This window comes from Microbulbifer aestuariivivens (assembly GCF_039545115.1).
Lineage (GTDB): Bacteria > Pseudomonadota > Gammaproteobacteria > Pseudomonadales > Cellvibrionaceae > Microbulbifer > Microbulbifer aestuariivivens.
Window position 1 is genome coordinate 22,498 of record NZ_BAABRT010000005.1, and the last position, 21,693, is coordinate 44,190.

At 60.5% G+C, this 21,693-nt stretch carries 19 protein-coding genes and 1 pseudogene; 16 read left to right on the plus strand and 4 right to left on the minus strand.

Going from position 1 to position 21,693, the window contains the following annotated elements:
- Window positions 1–21: 21 nt before the first annotated feature.
- Window positions 22–351, plus strand: a complete 330-nt coding sequence (gene cyaY / locus ABEA58_RS04175; protein ID WP_345549147.1) for an iron donor protein CyaY — start codon at window positions 22–24, stop codon at window positions 349–351.
- Window positions 352–734: 383 nt separating this feature from the next.
- Here cyaY and argH read toward each other — a convergent pair whose 3' ends face one another.
- Complete coding sequence (gene argH, locus ABEA58_RS04180; RefSeq protein ID WP_345549149.1) at window positions 735–2,168, minus strand: argininosuccinate lyase; 1,434 nt, start codon at window positions 2,166–2,168, stop codon at window positions 735–737.
- Between the two features lie 240 nt (window positions 2,169–2,408).
- Between argH and ABEA58_RS04185 the strand changes: the two genes are divergently transcribed.
- Both ABEA58_RS04185 and ABEA58_RS04190 read left to right on the plus strand, forming a co-directional pair.
- Window positions 2,409–3,497: a sensor histidine kinase gene (locus tag ABEA58_RS04185; protein ID WP_345549151.1), complete on the plus strand. Its 1,089-nt coding sequence runs from the start codon at window positions 2,409–2,411 to the stop codon at window positions 3,495–3,497.
- Complete coding sequence (locus ABEA58_RS04190) at window positions 3,494–4,240, plus strand: LytR/AlgR family response regulator transcription factor (RefSeq protein ID WP_345549153.1); 747 nt, start codon at window positions 3,494–3,496, stop codon at window positions 4,238–4,240. Before ABEA58_RS04185 ends, ABEA58_RS04190 begins: the two co-directional genes overlap by 4 nt.
- A 129-nt stretch (window positions 4,241–4,369) precedes the next feature.
- On the opposite strand, the gene ABEA58_RS04195 is transcribed toward ABEA58_RS04190, so the two are convergent.
- Entirely contained in the window at window positions 4,370–5,515 is a 1,146-nt protein-coding gene (locus ABEA58_RS04195; protein ID WP_345549155.1) for a PilT/PilU family type 4a pilus ATPase, read from the minus strand.
- A gap of 111 nt (window positions 5,516–5,626) precedes the next feature.
- A complete protein-coding gene (locus tag ABEA58_RS04200) occupies window positions 5,627–6,661 on the minus strand; it encodes a type IV pilus twitching motility protein PilT (protein WP_345549156.1) in 1,035 nt (344 codons plus the stop codon).
- 137 nt (window positions 6,662–6,798) lie between these two features.
- On the opposite strand from ABEA58_RS04200, the gene ABEA58_RS04205 reads away from it, so the two are divergent.
- From ABEA58_RS04205 to ubiD, 13 genes and pseudogenes are all read left to right on the plus strand, one after another.
- Complete coding sequence (locus tag ABEA58_RS04205) at window positions 6,799–7,494, plus strand: YggS family pyridoxal phosphate-dependent enzyme (RefSeq protein ID WP_345549157.1); 696 nt, start codon at window positions 6,799–6,801, stop codon at window positions 7,492–7,494.
- Window positions 7,495–7,827: 333 nt separating this feature from the next.
- Window positions 7,828–8,664 (plus strand): pyrroline-5-carboxylate reductase, encoded by an 837-nt coding sequence (gene proC / locus ABEA58_RS04210; protein WP_345549159.1) that lies wholly within the window; start codon window positions 7,828–7,830, stop codon window positions 8,662–8,664.
- 146 nt (window positions 8,665–8,810) lie between these two features.
- Window positions 8,811–9,419 carry a YggT family protein gene (locus tag ABEA58_RS04215; protein ID WP_345549162.1) on the plus strand — a complete coding sequence of 203 codons (609 nt, stop codon included), beginning with the start codon at window positions 8,811–8,813 and terminating at the stop codon, window positions 9,417–9,419.
- 120 nt (window positions 9,420–9,539) lie between these two features.
- Window positions 9,540–10,337 (plus strand): annotated as a pseudogene (locus tag ABEA58_RS14400) (dynamin family protein); the annotation flags it as partial.
- Window positions 10,338–11,814: 1,477 nt separating this feature from the next.
- Complete coding sequence (metX, locus tag ABEA58_RS04225) at window positions 11,815–12,954, plus strand: homoserine O-succinyltransferase MetX (protein WP_345549360.1); 1,140 nt, start codon at window positions 11,815–11,817, stop codon at window positions 12,952–12,954.
- Entirely contained in the window at window positions 12,954–13,544 is a 591-nt protein-coding gene (gene metW, locus ABEA58_RS04230; RefSeq protein WP_345549362.1) for a methionine biosynthesis protein MetW, read from the plus strand. The genes metX and metW overlap by 1 nt, the downstream gene beginning before the upstream one ends.
- A 185-nt stretch (window positions 13,545–13,729) precedes the next feature.
- Entirely contained in the window at window positions 13,730–14,182 is a 453-nt protein-coding gene (locus ABEA58_RS04235) for a DUF4426 domain-containing protein (RefSeq protein ID WP_345549165.1), read from the plus strand.
- Window positions 14,183–14,319: 137 nt separating this feature from the next.
- Window positions 14,320–14,937 (plus strand): RdgB/HAM1 family non-canonical purine NTP pyrophosphatase, encoded by a 618-nt coding sequence (gene rdgB, locus ABEA58_RS04240; protein WP_345549167.1) that lies wholly within the window; start codon window positions 14,320–14,322, stop codon window positions 14,935–14,937.
- On the plus strand, window positions 14,930–16,165 hold the full coding sequence (gene hemW / locus ABEA58_RS04245; protein WP_345549169.1) for a radical SAM family heme chaperone HemW: 1,236 nt from the start codon (window positions 14,930–14,932) through the stop codon (window positions 16,163–16,165). The genes rdgB and hemW overlap by 8 nt, the downstream gene beginning before the upstream one ends.
- Window positions 16,166–16,293: 128 nt before the next feature.
- Entirely contained in the window at window positions 16,294–16,623 is a 330-nt protein-coding gene (gene trxA / locus ABEA58_RS04250) for a thioredoxin TrxA (RefSeq protein WP_345549171.1), read from the plus strand.
- 387 nt (window positions 16,624–17,010) lie between these two features.
- On the plus strand, window positions 17,011–18,270 hold the full coding sequence (gene rho / locus ABEA58_RS04255; RefSeq protein ID WP_345549172.1) for a transcription termination factor Rho: 1,260 nt from the start codon (window positions 17,011–17,013) through the stop codon (window positions 18,268–18,270).
- 285 nt (window positions 18,271–18,555) lie between these two features.
- The gene (locus ABEA58_RS04260; RefSeq protein WP_091516460.1) at window positions 18,556–18,825 is read left to right on the plus strand and encodes an RNA-binding regulator; all 270 of its coding nucleotides are present in this window, start codon (window positions 18,556–18,558) and stop codon (window positions 18,823–18,825) included.
- Window positions 18,826–18,990: 165 nt separating this feature from the next.
- The gene (gene ubiD, locus ABEA58_RS04265) at window positions 18,991–20,454 is read left to right on the plus strand and encodes a 4-hydroxy-3-polyprenylbenzoate decarboxylase (RefSeq protein ID WP_345549176.1); all 1,464 of its coding nucleotides are present in this window, start codon (window positions 18,991–18,993) and stop codon (window positions 20,452–20,454) included.
- Between the two features lie 572 nt (window positions 20,455–21,026).
- Here the strand turns inward: ubiD and ABEA58_RS04270 are convergent.
- Complete coding sequence (locus ABEA58_RS04270; RefSeq protein ID WP_345549177.1) at window positions 21,027–21,599, minus strand: DUF3833 domain-containing protein; 573 nt, start codon at window positions 21,597–21,599, stop codon at window positions 21,027–21,029.
- Window positions 21,600–21,693 lie beyond the last annotated feature (94 nt).

A 21,693-nucleotide genomic window follows, 5' to 3' on the forward strand; every position in this document is an offset into this window, starting at 1 on the left:
AACACTGTAACAGAAGTAACTATGACAGCGAGCCAGGCAGACTTTGATGCGGCCATCGAGCGCACCCTGATTGAAATCGAGGATGCGCTGGATGACTGTGAATGGGATATCGATTATGAGCGTGCCGATGCGGTACTGACATTGACCCTTGAGGACAACGGCAGTCAGGTTATTCTGTCGCGCCAGAGCGCCAATCGGGAGCTGTGGGTGGCGGCGCGCTCCGGTGGTTACCACCTTGCCTTTGAGCCACCGGGCTGGAAGTGCGGCACCACCGGTGAAGACCTGCCGACCCTGCTGGATAGAGTGCTGACTGAGCAGCAGGGCGAACCGGTATCGCTTGGGCTCAAGTAGGGTTGCCAAGGATTCAGCTAGCCGGGGGGCGGCGATGAGCCGCCGCTGGCATGCAGGCTGTTCAATCCACCGCTCATGTCTTCCTCCGCTCTCTCACTGCAGACCTTTACCACTGGCCGCTTGATTCCGTGCGCTAATCTGGGAGCCTGCAGCGCCTTCTTCGCTAAAAAATAATCCCCAGTCTTTTTCGTTTTTCAGATCCCAGTCGACCGGTACTCAGGACCGTGTTCAGATGATCTCACCTCGCAGGTCCTGAAGCCTCGATACGAATAATGCGGTGAGGGGGCTGGTGAAGGGAGAGCGAGGATGGGAAGGGAGAAAAGGCTGGACAAGTGGAGGTTGGTGGAGCCGGCTGAGTGCCCGCTCCACCATCGCCGCCGCGATCAGCGTGCCGCGATCGTATTGCGTGCGCGGGCGCAGGCCGCCCGCACCTGTTCCGGCGCGGTGCCGCCAATATGGTTGCGGGCCGCGACTGAACCCTCAAGAGTCAGCACATCAAAGACATCGTCATCGATGACTTGGGAGAATTTCTGCAGTTCGGCGAGGCTCAGGTCGGCGAGATCGCAGCCCCGCTCGATGGCGAATGCCACGGAGTTGCCGACGATCTCGTGGGCATCGCGGAAGGCCACGCCCTTGCGCACCAGGTAATCCGCCAGGTCGGTGGCGGTGGAGAAACCCTTGGCGGCGGCCGCCAGCATGTTTTCCTTCTTTGCCCTCAGTGCCGGCACCATGTCCGCGAAGGCCCGCAGACAGTCGAGGACGGTATCGGCGGCATCGAACAGCGGTTCCTTGTCTTCCTGATTGTCTTTGTTGTAAGCCAGCGGCTGGCTTTTCATCAGGGTCAGCAGGGCGATCAGGTGTCCGTTGACGCGGCCGGTCTTGCCGCGCACCAGCTCCGGGACATCCGGGTTTTTCTTCTGCGGCATGATGGACGAGCCGGTGCAGAACCGGTCCGGCAGGTCGATAAAGTCGAACTGGCTGGAGGTCCACAGCACCAGCTCCTCGCTGGCACGGGACAGGTGAGTCAGCAGCAGCGCCGAGAAAGCGCAAAATTCGATGGCGAAGTCGCGGTCGCTGACGGAATCCAGTGAGTTTTCCGTGGGGGCGTCAAAGCCCAGCAGCGCCGCGGTGCGCGCGCGATCGATGGGGTAGCTGGTTCCCGCCAGCGCGGCGGCACCCAGCGGGGAGCGGTTTACCCGCTTGCGGCAATCCATCAGGCGCTCGTAGTCGCGGGTCAGCATCTCGTTCCAGGCCAGCAGGTGGTGGCCGAATGTGACCGGTTGCGCGGACTGCAGATGGGTGAAGCCGGGCATGATGGTGGCGGCTTCTCTCTCGGCCAGTTCCACCAGTCCGCTCTGCAGGCGGGTGAGCTCGGAGCCGATGGCGTCGATGCGGTTGCGCAGCCACAGGCGGATATCGGTGGCCACCTGATCGTTGCGGGAACGGCCGGTATGCAGCTTCTTGCCGGTGGCGCCGATGCGGTCGGTCAGCCGGGCCTCGATGTTCATGTGCACGTCTTCGAGAGCCACCGACCAGGGGAATTCGCCGGCCTTGATTTCCTCGGCGATATCTTTGAGGCCGCCCTCGATCTGGTTGAACTCGTCGGCGGTCAACACGCCGACTTCAGACAGCATCCGCGCGTGGGCCAGAGAGCCCTGAATGTCTTCCAGGGCCATGCGCTGATCGAACATCACCGAGGCGGTGAAGCGCTCCACAAAGGCGTCGGTGGCTTCACTGAAGCGTCCGCCCCAGAGTTTGGCGGCGGGGTTGGCATCGGTCTTCAGTGCCTCGTTGGCCGGGTCTTTCTTGTCGCTCATGTCGTGTCGCAGTCTCTCGCAGTCTCGCCCCGCGCAGGCGCGGGGTAGTGGAAGTGGTCTGGCGATGGCGGTATCTTCAAGGGTGCGCCGCGTTAAGCGGAGTCAAGTTGGACCCGGTAACAGGCCATGAAGAATAACAGTGGTATGACGAACACACCGTCCGCGCAGCCGGCGGGCAGTATAACGCAGCAAATTCGCAAATTTTTACCGGAAAGTGAAGATTCTGCACGGCTGGAGTTTATGCCGGATCTCTGCCACGTGTCGGCGCTGACGGTGCTGATACTGATGGGCGAGATGCTGGCCCTGGTGCTGGTGCTGGCGGTGGACGGGCTGCGGGAGTTCAGCTGGCAGCGGCTGGGGCTGGTTTCACTGGTGGTGCAGTGGGTGATTCTCCCCTCCGCCGGCATTCTCTGCCGGCTCAGGCCGTGGCTGGCTCGCTTGTCCCATCGGCTGGCGGGAACAATCAGTTTCGCGGTGGTGATGGGCGTGCTGATGCTGGTGCTGCTTTTTCAGGAGTGGATGCGCGCATCGCTTTTACGCCAGGGCTTTGATTACTGGCACCTGCTGAATAACACGCTGCTCGGTGCCATCTGCGTGGGGGTGGTGTTGCGTTACGCCTATGTGCAGCAGCAGTTGCGCAACCAGCAGCAGGCGGAGCTGGGAGCCCGCATCGATGCCCTGCAGTCGCGAATCCGCCCCCATTTCCTGTTCAACAGCCTCAATAGTCTGGCCAGCCTGATCGCCGTCGACCCGGAGCGCGCGGAGAAACTGGTGGAAGATCTCTCCGCCCTGTTCCGCGCCAGTCTCGCCGATTCGAAGCTGGTGCCCTTGGCGCAGGAAGTGGCCCTGGCGCGACGCTACCTGCAGATCGAGGCGCTGCGACTGGGCGCCCGCCTGCAGCAGCACTGGGAGGTGGACGAAGATCTTAACGGCGCACTGATACCGTCCATGCTGTTGCAGCCCCTGCTGGAGAACGCCGTGCTGCACGGTGTGGCGCGCCTTCCCGGCGGGGGCGGGGTTGCTATCTGCCTGCGCCGCCAGGGCAGCCAGTTGCAGCTGCTGATCGAGAACCCGGCACCCGACAACGATGTGCAGCGGCAGTGGCGCGGCAATGGCATGGCGCAGGAGAATATCCGCCAGCGCCTGGCTGCCCACTACGGCAATCGTTACGGCTTCCACAGTGAGCTGGAGGGCGGGGCTTATCGGGTAACGGTGACCCTGCCGATCGAGAAGGCTCCCGCCATGGCCACAGAGCGCGACAAAATGGCAGCGCACCGCGGTGAGCGCAAGGCGAAGTTCAACCCCGAGGCTACGGAGCCCGCACTATGACCGAACTCGGTGTATTGATTGTGGATGACGAACCGCTGGCTCGCGCCCGGCTCGCACGCCAGCTTGCCACCCTCGACAACTGCGTGCTGCTGGGCGAAGCGGTGGATGCGGATACGGCCCTGGCACAAGTAGACGCGCTGGATCCGGATCTGGTGTTGCTGGATATTGAAATGCCCGGCGAAAGCGGGCTGGTGCTGGCGGAAAAGCTCTCCGCCCGTGAATTTCCGCCGGCGCTCATTTTCTGTACCGCCCACGACGAGTTCGCCCTGCCGGCCTTTGCTACCGCTGCCGCCGGCTATCTACTCAAGCCCGTGTCGCGGGAGCAGCTGGCGGCGGCAATCGAAAAGCTGCAGCGGCTGAGCAAGCCGCAGCGGCTGCGGGCCGAGGTTGATGCCGGGGAAAGGAGTCAGGCGCGGCAGCAGATCAAGGCGGTCAGCCGCCGCGGGGTGGAGCTGTTAAAGGTCGACAGCATTCGCTGTCTGATCGCCGACCAGAAATATGTGGTCGCCCATCACGCAGGCGGCGAGACGATTCTGGACGAGTCCCTCAAGGACCTGGAGCGGGAATTCGCCGGCACCTTCGTGCGGGTGCACCGCAACGCGCTGGTGGCTGAGGCGTTTATTACCGGCCTGCTGCGGGATGGCGCTCACTACCGGGTGCTGCTCGATGGTGTCGACGAGCGGCCACAGGTGAGCCGCCGACTGTTGGCGCAGGTCAAATCCTTGATTGAGGAGCTGGCCTGAGGCCTCCGAACTGGCGTCCTCCTCACTTCATTGAGGCGGTACTCGACTGGTTCGTGGGCCAGCAGTTCCAGGCCTACTATTCCCAGGCCGTCATTGCCAGCATGTCCGCATGGACATACCCAGACTGCTTCAGTAAATCTGAATCTCGCTGTCCGGATCGCTGCCCTCGAGGCTCAGTCCATCCGCTGCGCTGTTGAGATGCTCGGCATCGGCTTCGGACTTGAGCTTGATCATCAGGCGCAGGTCGTTGGCGGAGTCGGCGTGGGAGAGGGCATCCTCGTAGGTGATCTCGCCGCGCTCGTAGAGTTCGTACAGTGCCTGGTCGAAGGTCTGCATGCCCTGCTCGTTGGAGCGCTTGATCAGCTCCTTCATCTTGTCGACCTCCCCCTTGCGGATTAGGTCGGCCATCAGCGGGGTATTGATCAGGATTTCCAGACAGGCGCGGCGACCCTCGCCGTCCGGTGTCGGCACCAGCTGCTGGGCGACGATTGCCTTGAGGTTCAGCGACAGGTCCATCCACAGCTGGTGATGGCGGTCGGCCGGGAAGAAGTGAATGATGCGGTCCAGCGCCTGGTTGGCATTGTTGGCGTGCAGCGTACACAGGCACAGGTGGCCGGTTTCGGCGAAGGCGATGGCGTGGTCCATCGTCTCCCGTGAGCGCACCTCGCCGATCAGGATAATATCCGGCGCCTGCCGCAGGGTGTTCTTCAGGGCCACTTCAAAGGACTCTGTATCCAGCCCCACTTCGCGCTGGGTGACGATGCAGCCGCGGTGCTGATGTATGAATTCGATGGGGTCTTCGATGGTGATGATGTGACCCTTGGAGTGCTCGTTGCGATGACCGATCATGGACGCCAGCGAGGTCGATTTACCGGTGCCGGTGGCGCCCACAAAGATGATCAGGCCGCGCTTGGTCATGGCCAGGTCTTTGAGAACCTCCGGCAGACCCAGCCCGTCCACGGTGGGTATGCGGGTCTCGATGCGCCGCAGCACCATGCCCACCAGGTTGCGCTGGAAGAAGGCGGAAACCCGGAAGCGGCCCACATTGCGCACGGCAATGGCAAAGTTCAGCTCTTTGTGCTCGGCGAACTCCCGGCGCTGTTTCTCGTTCATGATGCCCACTACCATCTCGCGGGCCTTCTCCGGGGTGAGGGAGCTGCTGCTGACCGGGACCACTTTGCCGTGGACTTTGACCGACGGCGGAACCCCGGCGGTGACGAACAGGTCCGATGCCCCTTTTTCCACTACCAGCTGCAAGAGTCGTTCGATTTCCATACAGTTTACCGCTTGTTTTTTTACCTATTACCGCACTCAGACAGAGGCTGGCGCTTCGCTCGATGTGGGGGGATGCAGCCCTGCCTGGCGGTGTGCCGGGCAGGGTGGTGATTAAAAGTTCTCCGGCATCTTGGCCTTTTCGCGGGCCACCTCGCGGGTGATCACGCGCCGGTCCACCAGGTTCTGCAGGCACTGGTCCATGGTCTGCATGCCCAGGCTGGCGCCGGTCTGGATGGCGGAGTACATCTGCGCGACCTTGTCCTCGCGGATCAGGTTGCGGATGGCCGGGGTGCCGCGCATGATTTCGTGGGCGGCTACCCGGCCGCCGCCGCTGCGCTTCAGCAGGGTCTGCGAGATCACCGCCTGCAGAGACTCCGATAGCATGGAGCGCACCATGGCTTTCTCTTCCGCCGGGAAGACGTCCACAACCCGGTCGATGGTTTTGGCGGCGGAGGTGGTGTGCAGGGTGCCGAAAACCAGGTGTCCGGTTTCCGCCGCAGTCAGTGCCAGGCGGATGGTTTCCAGATCCCGCATCTCGCCCACCAGAATGATGTCGGGGTCTTCCCGCAGCGCGGAGCGCAGGGCTTCGCTGAAGCCGTGGGTGTCGCGGTGCACTTCGCGCTGGTTGACCAGGCACTTCTTCGATTCGTGCACGAATTCGATCGGGTCCTCGACGGTGAGGATATGCTCGTACTTGTTGTCGTTGATGTAGTCGATCATCGCCGCCAGGGTGGTGGATTTACCGGAGCCGGTCGGCCCGGTCACCAGCACCAGGCCGCGCGGGGTGTCGCAGATCTGGTGGAAAACCGTCCCCATGCCCAGGTCCTCCATGCTCAGCACCTTGGAGGGAATGGTCCGGAATACGGCGCCGGCACCGCGGTTGTGGTTGAACGCGTTGACCCGGAAGCGGGCCACGCCGGGCACCTCGAAGGAGAAGTCAGTCTCCAGAAACTCCTCGTAATCCTTGCGCTGCTTGTCGTTCATGATCTCGTAGATCAGCGAGTGCACATCCTTGTGTTCCATGGCGGGCAGGTTGATGCGGCGGACATCTCCGTCGACGCGGATCATGGGCGGCAGTCCTGCGGATAGGTGAAGATCCGAAGCGTTCTGCTTGGCACTGAAAGCGAGGAGTTCCGTAATGTCCATAACTACTACCTTTTATTGTTCTGATTGCATGGGCTGTGACGGCCCGCAGCCGGGGAGTCCGATCGTCCGCTCAGGGTGGAGTTAGCCTCGCTGCGGGATTTACGTACAATCTACACTCTGTGTTGGCGGGTTAGTATATGCGCAAAGAAGAGATCACCGAAAATCTGAATCGCGTACACGAGCGCATTGTCACAAGTTGCGTATCCTGCGCGCGCGATCCCGGTGAAGTGACACTGCTGGCGGTATCCAAGACGCGCCCCGCGCAAGACCTGCGCCTGGCCTTCGAGGCGGGTCAGCGCGATTTCGGCGAGAACTACCTGCAGGAGGCGCTGGAAAAGCAGGTCGCGCTGGCCGATCTGGCCATCATCTGGCATTTCATCGGCCCGTTGCAATCCAACAAGACCCGGGCCGTGGCCGAGCACTTCCACTGGATGCACAGTGTCGATCGGCTGAAAATTGCCCAGCGGCTCTCCGCCCAGCGGCCCCGGGACATGCCGCCGCTGAATCTGTGCCTGCAGGTGAATATCGATGGCGAGGCGAGCAAGTCCGGTGTGGCCCCGCACGAGGCGGGAGCACTGGCGGAGGCCGTGGCACAGCTGCCCAACCTGCGCCTGCGCGGTTTGATGGCCATCCCGGCGCCGCGGCAAACCGCCGAAGAGCGGCAACAGCCGTTCCTTGCGTTGGCGAGTCTGCTGGCCCAGTTGCGCGAGCGCCTGCCGGATCAGCCGCTGGATACCCTTTCCATGGGCATGTCAGGGGATATGGAAGCCGCTATCCCCTGTGGCGCCACGGTGGTACGGATCGGTACTGATATTTTCGGGCGTCGGGAGTAGTCGTGACCGCAGTGGCTTGGCCGTCACTTTATGGTCAGTACGGATTGAGTGCGGACAGTGCGAAGCTCGGCCTGGCCTTGACAGCAGTTCGGCCTGACCCTAACCAATCTGACCCGCCCGGCTGACGGTCACTCTGTCTGAAGTATTTACCCGCGCCTGTCCCCGGCATTCCTTGTGATCGCCGTTTTCGCCTCCATGTAAGATGCCCTGTTGCTGGCCGGCACGCCGCGATGCCCGTGGCTGGCGGCAAAAGATTGTGACAGGTTTTCAATAATTGGGGGCGGCAGTCATAATTTGCGGCAACAACGCATCAGACAGTCTGTGGGGGAGCCAGTGACAGCAGCGGGAAAACCGAAAATGGTGTTTATCGGCGGCGCCGGCAATATGGCCGGCGCTGTGATAGGCGGTCTTGTGGGGAGTGGTTACCCGGCAGAGCGGATTGTCGCCACTGGTCGCAACAAGCAGAAGCTCGCGGAGTTCGCCGCGCGCCATGGCGTCGAGGTCTCAGCGGATAACGTCGCCGCGGTGGCCGGGGCGGATGTACTGGTGCTTTCGGTGAAACCGCAGATGATGAAGGCGCTTTGTCAGGAGCTTGCCGAGGCGGTCAGTGATCGCAAGCCGCTGGTGATTACCCTGGCGGCCGGAATTCCACTGGCGGCCTACCAGCGCTGGCTGGGCAGAGGGGTGCCCATCGTGCGGGCGATGCCTAATACGCCGGCGCTGGTGGGTGCCGGTGCCACCGGGCTGTTCGCCGGCGAGGGCGTTTCGGCGGCGCAAAAGCACATCGCCGAGCAGATGGCCGAAGCTGTGGGTATTGCCCTGTGGGTCGATGAGGAGGCGGGCATTGACCAGGTCATCGCCGTTTCCGGCTCCGGCCCGGCCTATTACTTTCAGTTTATGGAATCGATGATTGACGCGGCGGAAAAGGCGGGCATGTCCCGCGCTGATGCCGAGCGGCTTACCTTGCAAACCGCGCTTGGGGCAGCAAAACTGGCTATGGCCAGTGAAGTGGATGTTGCGCAACTGAAGCGCAATGTCATGTCGCCGAACGGTACCACCGAGCGCGCCATTCAATGTTTTCAGTCCGGTGGGCTGCCGGAGTTGGTGGCGCAGGCCATGCACGATTGCGCGGCGCGCGCAGCGGAGATGGCGCGGGAACTGGATAATTGAGCGCAGAGCGTTTCGGAGCGCGCTTTGCGTGCACAGCCAAGAATAATGGTGGCCGGCAGTCGCCGCAGGGGGCACAGAAGCCGGCGCCGCCAATGAACCCCATGCCGTCGCAGAAAATTGGGCGGAAAATTCAGCAGGAAATTTAGATGGCCAGCACCTTCACCAATATCGGTGTATTTCTCGTCGCCACCCTTGGCATGCTCTTTCTGTTCGCGGTACTGATGCGCTTTTTACTGCAGCTGGCGCGGGCGGATTTTTACAATCCTATTTCGCAGGGGATTGTAAAGGTCACCAATCCGCTGCTGTTGCCACTGCGCAAGGCGGTGCCCGGGCTCTTTGGCCTGGATATGGCCTCGCTGGTGCTGGCGATTCTGGTGGGCTGGGTGATGATTCTGGCCTGTGGCCTGCTCGCCGGTGGCGGTCTTCTCAATCCATTGGCGGCGCTGCTGTGGTCCCTGATTGGCTGCATCAGTACGGTCATCGCGATTGTCTTTGTGGGGATGCTGATTTCCATCGTTTTCAGCTGGATTGCCCCGCAGAGTGGCCATCCGGCATTGATGCTGCTGCGACAGCTGCTGGAACCCTTTTTTGCGCCGGTACGCCGCTTGATTCCGCCGCTGGGGGTGATCGATATCAGCCCGATTTTCGTCTTTATCCTGCTGACCGTGGCCGACAAACTGCTGCTTGGTTTCGCCCAGATGGCCAATATGCCCGCCTTCGTTTACGGATTGTTCTGGCAGATTCCTGGATTCTGATTGGCGCCTAATGTGTCAACTGTGTCGCATTTCCGGCGGAATGACGCTTCTCTTATCGCGCTTGTTGACAGACAATGGTTGCCAATCTAGAAAGCAAAAAAACAAGAAGAAAAGAACGCCATGGAAGATGCCCTCCTGCGACAGCAAATTGCCGACTACGACCGCTGGAAAAAAGGTCTGGATGCCCAGTTTGCCGCCTTTAACCAGTGGCTGGAGCAGAGCTTTCCCAACTCCGCCGGTGCCCGTCAGGTAGTACAGCAGGCCCGTGCGTTACTCACCGAAGATCAGTTCACGCTGGCTCTGGCCGGGGAATTCTCCCGCGGCAAGACCGAACTGATCAACGCCCTGTTATCACACACCTACGGCAAGCGCCTGCTGCCCTCCCGCCCCGGGCGCACCACGATGTGCCCGACGGAAATCTTCAGCGATGGCAGCCAGCAGGCAAGCTTGCGCCTCTTGCCCATCGAGACGCTCGCCACCAATACCAGCCTCGAGAGTTTCCGCCGCATCCCTCAGAAGTGGGTCTCCCACGAATTTGATGCGGAGGATGCCGATGCGACTCGCGAGGCCCTTGCCAAGGTGGCCGCGAGCAAGTCAGTGCCGCCGGATGAGGCGACCCGCCTGGGCTTTGATCGCCGCCACCTGGACAGCAAAGGTTCGCTAGTAGAAATTCCCGCCTGGCGCTATGCATTGATCTGTCTGCCGCACCCCCTGTTGGCGCAGGGGCTGCGTATTATCGACACTCCGGGGCTGAACGCCCTCGGCAACGAGCCGGAACTGACGCTGAGCACGCTGCCCAGCGCTCAGGCAGTGGCGTTTATGCTGTCTGCCGATGCCGGCGTTACCGGCACCGACCTGAATATGTGGGAGACGCACCTGGTTCCCCTGCGCCAGCATCGCGGTACCGCGGTGATGGCGGTTCTGAACAAAATCGACTCGATGTGGGACGATCCGGATGAGGATCCGGAGCTGCTGGTGCGTCGCATGCGCGCCCAGGTGAGCAAACTGCTGGATCTGCCACAGGAGAGCGTGGTTGGCGTTTCCGCCAAAAAGGCGCTGCTGGCGCGGCAGAGCCAGGATGCGGCGCTGCTGGAGCAGAGTTACTTCGCCGAGTTTGAAAAACTGCTGGTTCAACGCCTGATGGAGCACCGGCAGCGAGTGGCCGAGCACCGCTGCCTGCACCAGGCGCTGACCCTGATGGCGGACACCCGCGATCTGCTCAAGCGCCGTCTGAACAGCGGCCGCTCGGCCCTTGAACACCTGCAGCAGCAGGGCGGCACCAGCGCTGAGCAGCTGGAGGAGCTGGCCCTGCTGCAGCAGACAGTGCAGCAGCAGCACAAGGTCTGCCACCATGAGCTGCTGACGCTCAAATCCAGCCACCGCACTCTGGTTCGCCAGCGCACCGCGCTACTGGCGCCGGTTTCCAGTCAGCAACTGCAGACTCTGATCGACAACACCAATCGCGCGCTGAATGAGCGCTGGACCCCATTGGGGCTGGCCCGCGCCATCGATGGTTTTATGGAGGGCGTGGATCACCAGCTGGCCAATATGGAGCGGGAGATTGATGCGGCCAACCGGCTGGTGGATGCCATTTTCGCGCGCTCGTCGCTGAAGAGCCTCGACAGCACTGACCAGCATTTCAAAATCGACGCCTTCCGCCTCAACCTGCGCGGCCTGCACCGTCAGGCGGCCCAGTTGCGGCGCTCACCACAGTTGTTGCTGGCGCGCCGCAACCGCCTTACCGAGCGCTTTATGGCCACCCTGGCCAGCGAAGTGGGACGTCTCTACAGCCAGCTGATCTCTGCCGCCGACGGCTGGCTGGACCAGGCCCTGGAGCCGATCAAACAGCATGTGCAGTATCAGAAGCACCTGTTGAACCGGCATCTGATCAAGCTGACTGAGCTGAAACAGAAGACCCAGAGCAAGCGCACCGACCTGCGCGCGCTGGAGGAGGAGATCCTGCGCAACGATACGGCCCTTGCCGGCCTTGAGGAGCTTCTGCGACAGAACGCACCGGCACCACAGCCGATCGCCCCCGCGCCACGGCTGGATAACGTGACACCGATCAAGGCGCCCACCGCAGTCTAGGGCCCGCAACAGGTTATTTCGGCACTTGCGGCTATCTATCTAGCTTTAGTCAGCCGCTAGCTTCGATAGTCGACGCCCGCACAGAAGCCCCCGTGCAAGGGGGCTCGGCGGCCCCCTGCAGAGGGCTCACTGTCTGGTATGGCCATGCGGCATGCGGGAAATTTGTCTTGCATGGCCACGCTCCCGTAAACTTGCCCGCCTTCCCCCGATTAACATCGACTGACCCGGATAGCGCACTACTTTGTCCACGGAAAAAGTTTCACCACCTGCGCAACAGCGGCAGGACGCCAGCGATGATCCCGGCTCTGTGGGCATCGTCGTGCCTCAGCAGCACACTTTTGTCGAGCCGCTGGCCCTGGCCTGTGGCCGCACGCTCGACCAATACACTCTGGTCTATGAAACCTACGGCACGCTCAACCGCGAGAAAAACAATGCGGTACTGATCTGCCACGCGCTTTCCGGGCATCACCACGCTGCCGGTCGGCACAGCGAAGCGGACAAGCGTCCGGGCTGGTGGGACAGCTACATTGGCCCGGGCAAGCCCATCGATACCGATCAATTTTTTGTCGTGTCGCTGAATAATCTCGGCGGCTGCCACGGTTCCACCGGCCCCGCCTCCATCAACCCGCAGACTGGCGCGCCATGGGGACCGGATTTTCCCATGCTGCGTGTGCGGGACTGGGTCCATAGCCAGGCCCGTCTCGCCGACCTGCTCGGGATCGGGCAGTGGGCGGCGGTGATCGGTGGCAGTCTCGGCGGCATGCAGGCGATGCGCTGGTCGCTGGAGTACCCGGAGCGTTTGCGCCACTGCGTCGTCATCGCCTCGGCGATGAAGTTGTCCGCGCAGAATATCGCGTTTAATGAGACCGCCCGCCAGGCGATCACCTCGGACCCGGATTTCTGCCATGGCCGCTATCTCGCCGAGGGCAAACTGCCTCGCCGGGGGCTGGCGGTGGCGCGGATGATCGGCCATATCACTTATTTATCCGACGACGGACTGGGCAAGAAATTTGGCCGCGAACTGCGCTCAGGCACCTTCGATCTTGGCGCAGAAGAAGAGGTTGAGTTCCAGGTGCAGAGCTACCTGCGCCACCAGGGCGACAGCTTTTCCGGCACTTTCGATCCCAACACTTACATCCTCATGACCCGCGCGCTGGACTACTTCGACCTGGCGCGGGAATACGGCGACGATCCGGTAGCGGCATTTTCCAATGCCCGCTGTCGTTTTATGCTGATGTCCTTCACTTCCGACTGGCGCTTTTCCCCCGAGCGCTCGCGGGAAATTGCCGATGCGCTGATGCACGCCAATGTGCCGGTGAGTTATGCGGAGATCGAATCCCCCATGGGTCACGACGCCTTTCTGCTGCCGAATGATCGCTACCAGCGGGTATTCGCTGCCTATATGAAGCGGGTCGCGGCCGAGTGTGTCGGGAGGGATGCGCCGTGATGCGAATCGACCTGGATGTGATTCATGACTGGATCGCACCGCAGAGCCGTGTACTGGACCTGGGCTGCGGCGACGGCACCCTGTTAGAGCGGCTGGGCCGCAACAAGCAGGTCAATGGTTACGGCCTGGAGATAGATCCAGAGCAGATTGAGCGCTGCGTGGCTCGTGGCATTAATGTGGTGGAGCAGAACCTGGATCGCGGTCTCGGCAACTTCGCCGATGACAGCTTCGACACCGTGGTGATGACCCAGGCGCTGCAGACCCTGCACCAGCCGCACCTGGTGGTACAGGAGATGCTGCGGGTCGGCCGTGAGTGCATCATCAGTTTCCCCAACTTCGGCCAGTGGAAGGCGCGCTGGCATCTGGCCGTATCCGGCCGCATGCCGGTGTCTGACCTATTACCCTATGAATGGTACGACACACCCAATATTCACTTTTGTACTTTCCGGGACTTCGACCTTCTCTGCCGCGAGCGTGGCTGGACTATTCTTCACCGGCAGGTAGTATCTGAAACCTCTTTGGGCGCCGCGCTCAAGGATTTTTTACCCAATCTGTTCGGCGAGACGGCGATCTACCATCTCACTCGCTAAACTGAATGGAGATGGCGCCAGCCGCCGCACTTCGCGGCGTCGCGGGTTTGTTGGCGCGGCCCGGCTCGGCTTGATCCGCCATGCCTTAGCTTCTGGCTTCTGGTGCAAAGAGTGCAGATGGCCTTGAATATCCCCGGTGCTCGAAGGCGGTGGCAGCGATTCTCACAACAGTTGGAGGTGAGGCTATGAAACGAATTTTGTCCTTGATGGCGGCGGCTGCAGTGCTGCTCTGGGCGGCCAGCGCCGCCGCCCAGGGAGCCAAGATCATCAAGAGTCATCAAGACTTTGGTGATTACCGGGTAATCTATACAGTCTTTAACAGCAGCTTTCTCAAGCCTGAAATCGCACAGCAATATCAGTTGGTGCGCGCCGATGATCGCGCCTATGTCAACATATCGGTGGTGGAGAAGGGGGCCGGCAAACTCGGGCTCGCCAGTGAGATAAGTGGCACGGCCACCAACCTGATCCAGCAGTCGCGCCCACTGGACTTCCGCGAGATCCGTGACGGCGAAGCCGTTTACTACCTGGCCCCACTGCGTTTTGAAGACGAAGAAGTGCTGACTTTCAAAATCGACTTAAAGCTGCCCAATGGCCGCAGCGAGCAGCTGACCTTCCGTCGCCAGCTCGATAAGATGTAACGTCGATACCGCGGTTTAGAGAGCAAAAGCGAGCGCCCCGCGCTCGTTTTTTCGTTTTATTTCTTGTTTCACTTTTTATTTTGGATTTCACATTGACATCGGTGCACCCATCGAGGGGATTTGCCCGGGAGGCAGACTTGAACAAGATCGTGCTCGCCAGTGGCAACGCCGGCAAGCTGCAGGAATTTTCCCAGCTTTTTTCCAGCTGGCAGATCGACGTGATCCCGCAGTCGCAGTTCGCGATAGCGGACGCCGAGGAAACCGGCCTCAGTTTTATCGAGAATGCGTTGATCAAGGCGCGCCACGCCAGCCGCCTGAGCGGCCTGCCGGCACTGGCGGATGACTCCGGCCTGGCGGTGGATGCCCTGCAGGGTGCCCCTGGGATCTATTCGGCGCGCTATGCGGGTAGCCACGCCACCGACGGTGATAACAACCGCAAGCTGCTGGCGGAACTCGCCGATACCCCCGACGCAAGCCGCGGCGCCAGCTTCCATTGCGCGCTGGCGTTTGTACGCCGTCACGACGATCCGGTGCCCTTAGTGGTCACTGCCCAATGGCGTGGACGCATCCTGCGCGAAGCCGTGGGTGAGGGCGGCTTTGGCTACGACCCGCTGTTCTACGTTGAGTCCGAGGGAGTTGCCTCGGCCCAGCTTGCGCGGGAAGTCAAAAACCGCATCAGCCACCGCGGCCAGGCGGTGGAAAGTTTTCGGGCTCTCTGGCAGGAAGCCATGGGCAGCGAGGCCGCACTTGTCTAAGCCCGAGTCCGACCCCGGGCCTGAACCCGGCGCCGCGCAGCTGAGCCTGCCGCCGCTGAGCCTGTATGTGCACATTCCCTGGTGTGTGCGCAAATGCCCCTACTGCGACTTTAATTCCCACGCTGCTGGTGAAACCCTGCCGGAGGCGGATTATGTGCAGCAGTTGCGGCGCGATCTACACAGTCAGCTGCCCTGGGTGCAGGGGCGCAGGCTGTCCTCAATCTTCTTTGGCGGCGGTACGCCGAGCCTGTTTTCCGCCGCTGCCATTGCCGACATCCTCGGCGCCGCGGAGGAGCTGATAGGTTTTACGCGGGATATCGAAATCACCCTGGAGGCGAATCCCGGTACATTCGAGCAGCAGAAATTTGCCGGCTACCGCGACGCGGGGGTCAATCGGCTGTCCATCGGTGTGCAGAGCTTTGATGCGCAGCAACTGGACAATTTGGGCCGCATCCACTCGGGGGCGGAGGCCGCCGGCGCACTGGCGATGGCGCGGCGCGCCGGCTTTGACAATATCAATCTGGACCTGATGCATGGCCTGCCACAGCAGACCGAAGCCGAGGCGCTGGCGGATCTGGAGCGGGCGGTGGATCTCGCCCCGGAGCATATTTCCTGGTACCAGCTCACTATCGAGCCGAATACCGCCTTCTACAGTGCTCCGCCGCTGGTGCCCGGGCCTGCCCATATCGTCTCCATGCAGGGGGCCGGGCGCGACTTGCTGGCCCGCAACGGTTATCACCGTTACGAAGTTTCCGCTTATGCCCGCGAAGGGCGGGAGGCGCGCCACAATCTCAATTACTGGGGTTTTGGTGACTACCTGGGCATTGGCGCAGGGGCTCACGGCAAGCTGACTCTACCCGGCGAGGGGCGGGTAGTGCGCACCCGTCGTACCCGCGCCCCGCGACACTATCTTGCTCTCGCTGGCGGGCGAGATGGGCTGTTGCCGGCCCCGCAGGGCGAGGCCGTGGCTAAGGAAGAGTTGCCGCTGGAGTTTCTGATGAACGCATTGCGGCTGGTCCGAGGCGTTCCCGTTGACGTATTCAAGCGTTATACCGGCCTGCCGTTGTCGGCACTGGCAGCTGTTTGGCCTGCCCTTGAGCAAATGGAGCTGGTGGAGCCACTGGACTCGCGAGTCGCCGCATCGGTTTTCGGCTTTGACTACATAGACGAGATACTGCAGCGTTTCTTGGAGCAGCCGCAGAAGAGGCCGAACAGCTCTCGACCTTGAAGTCCCCACTGGCGCCCCCATTAACAGGCCAAATGGCGCCTTGCGAGAGGCGGGGGGCAATACTTATCATGTGGCACCCTGCCCGCGGGGCTGACCGTACCGAGTAACCTAGACAACAGGAAAGCAATATGAGCGACCACGCAATCGTCAACGTGACTGACGCCGAGTTTGAGGCCGAAGTACTCAAGGCCGAGGGCCCGGTACTGGTAGATTTCTGGGCGCAGTGGTGCGGCCCCTGCAAGATGATCGCTCCGGTACTGGAAGACCTGGCTGGTCATTACGGTGAAAAGCTGAAGATCGTCAAGGTCGATGTGGATGCCAACAAGGAATCCCCGGCCAAGTACAATGTGCGCGGAATACCCACCCTGCTGCTGTTCAAGGGCGGCAATGTGGAGGGCACCAAAGTCGGCGCCCTGTCCCGCGCCCAGCTGACCGAATTCATCGATAGCCAGCTGTAAGTGCCTCGCCATCCTGCGGGACAATTTCCCTTGCAGGATGGCGAACTACCGTTATACTGGCTGGTAATCTGAAATCATTCAGACGAGTCGAAAACGATTCCTGGCCGAGCTGAACGAAGTCGCCCCTCCGCACGGTCGTAGACCACCCCCGGCGCGTTAACTCCTCGAGTTGAACTTATCCAGAGCCAAACTGCGCGGCCGACCGGCCAGTTGAGGCAGTTTTATGAGTTCCCCCTGAGCTATCGCGATTCCGGACCAGCATGATCAGCATGAAAGGGCGCTCTGTGCATGGGCAAGACTGAGCAATTTCAAACTGCAAATCCCTCCCCGAACAATTCCGGTGCGTCCGCGCCAAATACAAACAGAAACCTTAATAAAGCAATTGGTATGAACCTCTCCGAATTAAAAACCAAACCGATCGAAGAACTGATTGAAATCGCCAAGGGCATGGGCCTCGAGAATCTGGCCCGCTCGCGCAAGCAGGACATCATCTTCAATATCCTCAAGCGCCATGCGAAAAGCGGTGAGGATATTTACGGCGAGGGTGTGCTGGAGATTTTGCAGGACGGCTTTGGTTTTTTGCGCTCCGCCGATTCCTCATACCTGGCGGGCCCGGATGATATTTATGTTTCCCCGAGCCAGATTCGCCGCTTCAACCTGCGCACGGGCGATTCCATTTCCGGAAAAATCCGCCCACCGAAGGAAGGCGAGCGCTACTTCGCGCTGCTGAAAGTCAGCGAGATCAACTTCGACAAGCCGGAAAACGCCCGCAACAAGATTCTGTTTGAAAACCTTACCCCGCTTTTCCCCAACAATCGACTGACGCTCGAATGTGGCAATGGTTCCTCCGAGGACCTGATCGGCCGCATCATCGACCTGGTTGCACCGATTGGCAAAGGGCAGCGGGGCCTGATCGTCGCACCGCCGAAAGCCGGCAAGACCATCATGCTGCAGAACATGGCCCAGGCCATTACCCGCAATAATCCCGAGTGCCACCTGATCGTTCTGCTGATTGATGAACGCCCGGAAGAGGTCACCGAGATGCAGCGCTCCGTGCGCGGCGAAGTAGTTGCATCCACGTTCGACGAGCCGCCGGCGCGTCACGTGCAGGTGGCCGAGATGGTGATCGAGAAGGCCAAGCGCCTGGTGGAACACAAAAAAGATGTGGTGATCCTGCTTGACTCCATTACCCGTCTGGCCCGCGCCTACAACACCACTGTGCCTTCTTCCGGCAAGGTGCTGACCGGTGGTGTCGATGCGCACGCGCTGGAGCGTCCGAAGCGTTTCTTCGGCGCCGCGCGAAATATCGAAGAAGGTGGCAGCCTCTCCATTATCGCCACGGCCCTGGTGGATACCGGCTCCAAGATGGACGAAGTGATCTTCGAGGAGTTCAAGGGCACCGGCAATATGGAGCTGCAACTGGACCGCAAGATTGCCGAGAAGCGCGTCTACCCGGCCATAAATGTACGCCGTTCCGGCACCCGTCGCGAGGAGCTGCTGATGCCGGAAGGCGAACTGCAGCGGGTATGGATTCTGCGCAAGCTGCTCCACGATATGGATGACCTTGCGGCCACGGAATTCCTGATTGACCGCCTGAAAGACTTCAAGACCAATGATGAATTTTTCCTGTCTATGAAGCGTAAGTAATTTCGAATCGAAATAAGGAGCCGTTTCCGGCGCCTTGTTTTTGCAAAGCGAAGAAAGCGGCGATTATTTGCGCAGAAACTGATTGAAAAGGCGGGCCGATAGGCATATAAAGTCCCACATTGTGGCGCTGCCTGTGAATTTTGCGAACAACGCCCGACCGAATTGGCCAGTGCCAGTCAGCAAACCGACTGGCACAATTCAGGCCAATCTCAGATGGATGATCTGGTGGAGCTGGTTATCCATTTGTGACTGCACGACAGCCCACATATCTAGTGAGAACTTTTTGTGAATATCTATATTGGAAATCTGGCCTACGCGGTAACCTCTGACGACCTGCAGGAAGCATTTGGTGCCTTCGGAGAAATCTCTCGCGCGACTGTTATCACCGACCGGGAGACTGGCCGCTCTAAAGGTTTCGGTTTCGTTGAAATGCCGAACGATGATGAAGCTCGCAAGGCGATCGAAGAAATGAATGATCAGCCGCTGTCTGGCCGTAACATTCGTGTTAACGAAGCCAAGCCGCGCGAAGATCGTCCGCGTCGTCCCCGCTTCTAAGCTGATTCCAGCTTAAGCGTTCGGTGGCCCGTAGCATCCGCTGCGGGTCCCTCAAAACCTCCCCCCCCTGCCTGCCCACACTCACGCTCCTAGCCGCTCTAAATTCCCTATTTTGATCCGACTCCTTTACACTGCGCGTTACGCTTTTCTGCGCACCGGAGCACCATGAAATACAAAGACCTGCGCGACTTTATCAGGCTGCTGGAAAAGCGCGGCCTGCTGAAACGCATCCAGCACCCCGTCGACCCCAATCTGGAAATGACAGAAATCGCCGACCGTGTTCTGCGCGCCGGTGGCCCGGCACTGCTGTTCGAAAACCCTATCGGCTTTGATACGCCGGTGCTCGCTAACCTGTTCGGAACCTCCGAGCGGGTGGCGCTGGGCATGGGCCGCGAGTCAGTGCGTGAACTGCGCGAAGTGGGGGAGCTGCTGGCGTTTCTCAAGGAGCCGCAGCCACCGGAAGGCCTGCGCGATGCCTGGGAAAAACTGCCGGTGTTCAAGCAGGTGCTGAATATGGGCCCCAAAGTGGTGAAGAAAGCTCCGTGCCAGGAAATTGAACTCAGTGGCGAAGAGGTGGACCTCTACAAGCTGCCGATTCAGACCTGCTGGCCGGGGGATGCCGCGCCACTGGTGACCTGGCCGTTGGTGATTACCCGAGGCCCCGAGAAAAAACGCCAGAACCTGGGCATTTATCGCATGCAGCTGATCGGCAGGAACCGCCTGATCATGCGCTGGCTTTCCCATCGCGGCGGCGCACTGGATTATCGCGACTGGTGCCAGCGTAACCCCGGCAAGCCCTATCCGGTGGCGGTGGCGCTGGGTGCCGACCCCGCCACCATTCTCGGCGCGGTGACCCCTGTACCCGATACCCTTTCCGAGTACGCCTTTGCTGGCCTGCTGCGCGGAGACAAGACCGAAGTGGCCGAAGCCGCCCTGAGCGACCTGCAGGTCCCCGCCAGCGCGGAATACATTCTCGAGGGCCACCTCTATCCGGATGACATGGCCGACGAGGGGCCATACGGAGATCACACCGGTTATTACAACGAAGTGGATCGTTTCCCGGTGTTTACCGTCGAGAGGATCACCCACCGCAAAGACCCCATCTACCACAGTACCTACACCGGCCGGCCACCGGATGAACCCGCCGTGTTGGGCGAGGCCCTGAATGAGGTCTTTGTGCCGATTTTGAAAAAACAGTTTCCGGAAATCGAGGATTTTTATTTGCCACCGGAAGGCTGTTCGTACCGGCTTGCGGTGGTTAGTATGAAAAAGCAGTACCCCGGGCATGCCAAGCGGGTAATGATGGGAGTCTGGTCTTTCCTGCGTCAGTTTATGTATACCAAGTTCGTGATTGTTACCGATGACGACGTGAATACCCGCGATTGGAAAGACGTGATCTGGGCCATGACCACCCGTATGGACCCGGCCCGGGACACGGTGATGGTGGAAAACACGCCCATCGATTACCTGGACTTCGCCTCCCCCGTTTCGGGGCTGGGTTCAAAGATCGGCTTCGATGCCACCAACAAGTGGCCCGGGGAAACAGACCGGGAGTGGGGTCAACCGATCGAGCGGGACCCGGCAATCGTGAAGAAAATCGACGAGATATGGGATCAGCTGGGAATTTGAAGCGCTGAGGATTTGGGAACGTGGCTGGTGAGCCGTGGAGTGCACTCTGCGGCAGAATAAAGCAATGCGCTGGCTGAACTTGACCGGCGCATTGACGGACTAAAAAACCTGCTCGCGGTCAGGATCTGGCTCTAACTATGGCTCTCGGTTTCACAAACAGTTTTTCCGGCCTTTTACTACAAAGTCCGGTGTGGTGAGCGGCGCTTGGCACCATGACCATGACCATGATGAGCGTTATAAACCGGTGCCCGGTCATTTTGACCTACCGTGCATGCTTCGTTGGGTATGCACTGGGAGTGGAAAAAGAAAGTGCCATATCGCTGCAATAAGTTTTAGCTAAACATTTAGGCCGCGAGTTGGCACATGCGACCTGAGAGAGTGAGGGTGAGGGTGAGGGTGAGTGTGAGGGTGAGTGTGGCTTCGAGAAGCGATCACCACGAAGTACTCGGATACCAGCGCCACAGGCCCATAAACCCATAGGCCTACAGGCGCATAACGGAATGCCTGGCTGATCCCGCGGCATATAGTTGCACGGGCCAGCACTGAACAATACCCATCGGTGCCCGGTTTACTCACTCCCGGATGATGGTCAGGACTATCTCGCCAACCGAGATACCAAATTTCTTCAATTTGGATTCGTTAATCAATACCCGGTCAGAAACCAGATACATGCGGTCATCGACTTCCACCTCGATGGTATCGCCGTTATAGGGCACTTCGAGCACATAGCGGATAAACATGGCATTGCCGCTCACCTGTACCTTCGCATCCCCCACAACATCGCCGGCGCGGCCGATGTAATTACGGACACCGGACGCATCGCTGCCGACGGGAATCAGCTGCCAGTCGCGGAATTGAATTTCCCCGTCATCGAAGACGAATCGCTCCGCCAGCAGGCCGGATCCATCGTTCCAGCTGCCATTGAGCTCCGCATTAAAGCGACGGATGACAGTGCCACTGCGATCCTTGAGGATACCGTGGGCGGTCAGAGGGCCGTTGAAAAACTCCTCGGGAACCATGGCGGGCTTGGCGTCACGGTACTGCTCGATACCGGCGGAGCCACAGGCTGCAAGCAGTATCGAGAGGGGGGCGGCGAGGAGTGCTAATCTCAGGCGCTTGGGCAGTATTCGGCTAAGGGGGGGCATGATTCAACTTCCTTGATTTGCGTTTGTTTTCCATACGATTGCGAACCCGGTATGGATGAGGCGGGCCGACAGAAGCACCAAGCCTACCCCACTC